4 protein-coding genes are annotated in these 3,162 nt (G+C 65.0%); 1 reads left to right on the forward strand and 3 read right to left on the reverse strand.

From position 1 onward, the window contains the following. Positions 1-12 precede the first annotated feature (12 nt). Entirely contained in the window at positions 13-846 is an 834-nt protein-coding gene (locus ABWP92_RS17080) for an IclR family transcriptional regulator domain-containing protein (RefSeq protein ID WP_353236604.1), read from the reverse strand. 460 nt (positions 847-1,306) lie between these two features. Here ABWP92_RS17080 and ruvC point away from each other — a divergent pair, with 460 nt between their 5' ends. Beyond that, positions 1,307-1,855: a crossover junction endodeoxyribonuclease RuvC gene (ruvC, locus tag ABWP92_RS17085; RefSeq protein ID WP_353236605.1), complete on the forward strand. Its 549-nt coding sequence runs from the start codon at positions 1,307-1,309 to the stop codon at positions 1,853-1,855. Positions 1,856-1,927: 72 nt separating this feature from the next. Here the strand turns inward: ruvC and ABWP92_RS17090 are convergent, their stop codons facing one another. Then, on the reverse strand, positions 1,928-2,353 hold the full coding sequence (locus tag ABWP92_RS17090; RefSeq protein WP_353236606.1) for an RcnB family protein: 426 nt from the start codon (positions 2,351-2,353) through the stop codon (positions 1,928-1,930). Between the two features lie 232 nt (positions 2,354-2,585). Further along, on the reverse strand, positions 2,586-3,162 hold a 577-nt coding region (locus tag ABWP92_RS17095), incomplete at its 5' end, for a phosphomethylpyrimidine synthase ThiC (protein WP_353236607.1).

Below are 3,162 nucleotides of genomic sequence, written 5' to 3' on the forward strand. Positions count from 1 at the left end.
ACGCAGTCACCATCATGCAGCCGCCATCCGGCCAGCAGGATCCTGGCGCAGCACGCCTGGCTGCGCATGGGGCGCCGCGCCCGCGCGCAAGGCGGGCGCAAGCGCCTCGCCGATACGCTGCGCCGTCCCCAGCACCGTGGGCACGGCGCGCTTGAGCATTCGCTCGTCCATCTGCCGCGCGAACGTCGTATAGACCAGCACGCCGCGCAGCAGGCCGGCGCTGAACACCGGCACCGCCAGCGCCGCGCTCTCGGAGCGGTGCTGGCCGTAGCGCACGGCAAAGCCCTGCCTGCGCGTCTGGCGGATCATGTGGCGCATGGCGCGCAGATCCGTCATGCGCGGGCCGCCATCCTCGCGGCTGTTCATCTCCTCGATCAGGATGCGGCGCTCCGCCGGATCGCAGAACGCAAGATAGGTGCGGCCCGATGCGGACTCGGTCAGTTCATAGCGGCGGCCGACGCTGGACGTGCGCATCGCATAGGGACTGTAGGGCATGGTGCAATACACCACGCGGATCTGGTGGCGGTCGATCACGCCCAGCGACAACGGCCATTTGATCGCGTGCGTGGTGCTCACCATGATGGGCGCGGCCAGCTCGGCCAGTTGCATCTGGGTGGTCACGCCGCAGCTCAGGTTGCCGACCGCCTGCGTGAGCTGATAGTGGCCGTAGACATGCGGGTCCGTGCGCACGTATTTCTCGGCCTCCAGCGTGCCAAGCAGGCGGTGCAAGGTGGACTTGGCAAGGCCCGTGCGCTGGTGTAGCTCCTGCAGCGTCCAGCTCACGCGCTCGTTCATCACCCGCAGAATCTGCAGCGCGCGCTGCACGGAACGGACTTCGGTACTCATCGCGCGGCTCCTCGCGCAACTTCACGTGCCAGGCCGCGATGGGGTGCGCGGTCCGCAGGGCGTCGGTGCGGCATTGCCGGATAGCTGTACGCACGCCCGCTGCAGGCCCGCGCCGCGGATTCAAGGAACGAAGCCGCACTGGGAGATGAGACCGTCAAATACACGGATACTGTTCTTTCTTCGGCCAATCCGGCGGACTGCCGCCTCGCACTGCTGCGGATCGCCTGTCATGGCGGCCGCGCTTGCATCACAGCCGCCTCATTCATGAAACCAGGAGCGCGCGCTCTGTCATTGTCTCCGGACCGCATCGCTCCATTCCGGCTACAGTCTAGAAGCTTGGGAAAACTTTTGTTGGACAATTCCGGTTGTTCCGTCTCTCGGAATCCTTTGAACTTTCCCCACATCCACCGGCGGGGCGCGCAGGAAAAGCGCCGCCATCCACACAGAGGAAATACAGCGCGTGAGAATTCTGGGAATCGACCCTGGACTGCAGACCACCGGCTTCGGCGTGGTGGATGCGCACGGACAACGGCTGAGCTATGTGGCGAGCGGCACCATCCGCACCACGGCCCTTGCGCGCGGCGACCTGCCGGGACGGCTGAAGGTGCTGTTCGAAGGGGTGACCGAGGTCATCCAGCGCTACCAGCCCGACCAGGCCACGGTGGAAATCGTGTTCGTGAACGTGAACCCGCAGTCCACCCTGCTCCTGGGCCAGGCGCGCGGCGCGGCGCTGGCGGCGCTGGTGTCGCGGGATCTGCCGGTGGCGGAATACACCGCGCTGCAGATGAAGAAAGCCATGGTGGGACATGGCCGCGCCGCAAAGGAACAGGTGCAGGAGATGGTGCGCAGGCTGCTGCAACTGCCCGGACTGCCCGGCAAGGACGCGGCCGACGCGCTGGGCCTTGCGATCACCCACGCGCATGCCGGCATGGCGATGGCCCGCGTGAGCGAGGTGGCGACGTTGCAGCGCAGACAGCACGCGATGTACAAGTCAGGGCGCAGTTACTGAAACAAAAATCCCCTGCCCTTTCTCGTTCTGAAACCGAGAAAGGACAGGGGAAATTTCAGCCATCGGCCGCCGTCAATTGCTGAGAATCATCGACGCAATCACACCGGTTGCGATGGCCACCAGCAGATAGTCCGAGCCATATTGCACCCACTGGTAGCCGCGCGGAGGCGCGGAGAGGCGGTGCAGGCGCCAGTCGTCCACGACGTAGCTGCGCGCGCGGTATGCCGGTGGGATGCGGTCGCCTTGATGCCAGCGATGATCAGGGCCGGCTCCACGCGGGTAGTTCTGGCGCGCCGGACCCGGGGGCGCCGCGCGGCGATGGTCCTGGTGCCTGGCATTCTGGGCAGGACCGCGATGGTTGTCGCGCTGCTGCGGAGGATTGTCCCTTCTGACATCCGGGCGCGGCTGGGCGTAGGCGCCGATGGTCGTGACACCCAGCATCAGAGCCACGACGGTCGCTGTCACCGTCTTGGCGGCGGTACGAATCTTTGCAGTCATGTAAACCTCCTCGGAATCGAAAGATTGATGATACGGGCGAACCCGATATCGCCATTTGTATCTTTGTATCCTGATTTGTATCTTGATCAGGCGGCGCCCCCGGACTCAGGCAGCGCCATGGCGATATGGACTGCATGTTGCACCAAATCCGCCGCCCGCCAAGTCAGCCGGCGGCGAATTTACCTGTGCTTTGCCCAAGGTCTGCAGACCTTCACGTTAGGCAACGCGGGCCTTACGCGGCAGGCTGGATCGGGATATAGAGCTCGCCGCCGCCCTCGCGGAACTCACCCGCCTTCTCCTGCATGCCCTTGGCTGCGAACTCGCGCACTTCCTGCGTGATCTTCATCGAGCAGAACTTCGGCCCGCACATCGAGCAGAAGTGCGCCACCTTGGCGCTGTCCTTGGGCAATGTTTCGTCGTGGAATTCACGAGCGGTATCGGGATCCAGACCCAGGTTGAACTGGTCTTCCCAGCGGAAATCGAAGCGTGCCTGGCTGAGCGCATCGTCCCGCGCGCGCGCGCCTGGATGGCCCTTGGCCACGTCGGCCGCATGGGCCGCGATCTTGTAGGCGATGATGCCCTGCTTGACGTCGTCCCGGTCGGGCAGGCCCAGGTGTTCCTTGGGCGTCACATAGCACAGCATGGCCGTGCCGAACCAGCCGATCATCGCGGCGCCGATGGCCGAGGCGATGTGATCGTATCCCGGCGCGATATCGATGGTCAGCGGGCCCAGCGTGTAGAACGGCGCTTCGCTGCAGTGCTTGAGCTGCTCGGTCATGTTCGCCTGGATCATGTGCATCGGCACATGG

It is taken from the genome of Diaphorobacter ruginosibacter (assembly GCF_040396215.1).
Lineage (GTDB): Bacteria > Pseudomonadota > Gammaproteobacteria > Burkholderiales > Burkholderiaceae_C > Diaphorobacter_A > Diaphorobacter_A ruginosibacter_A.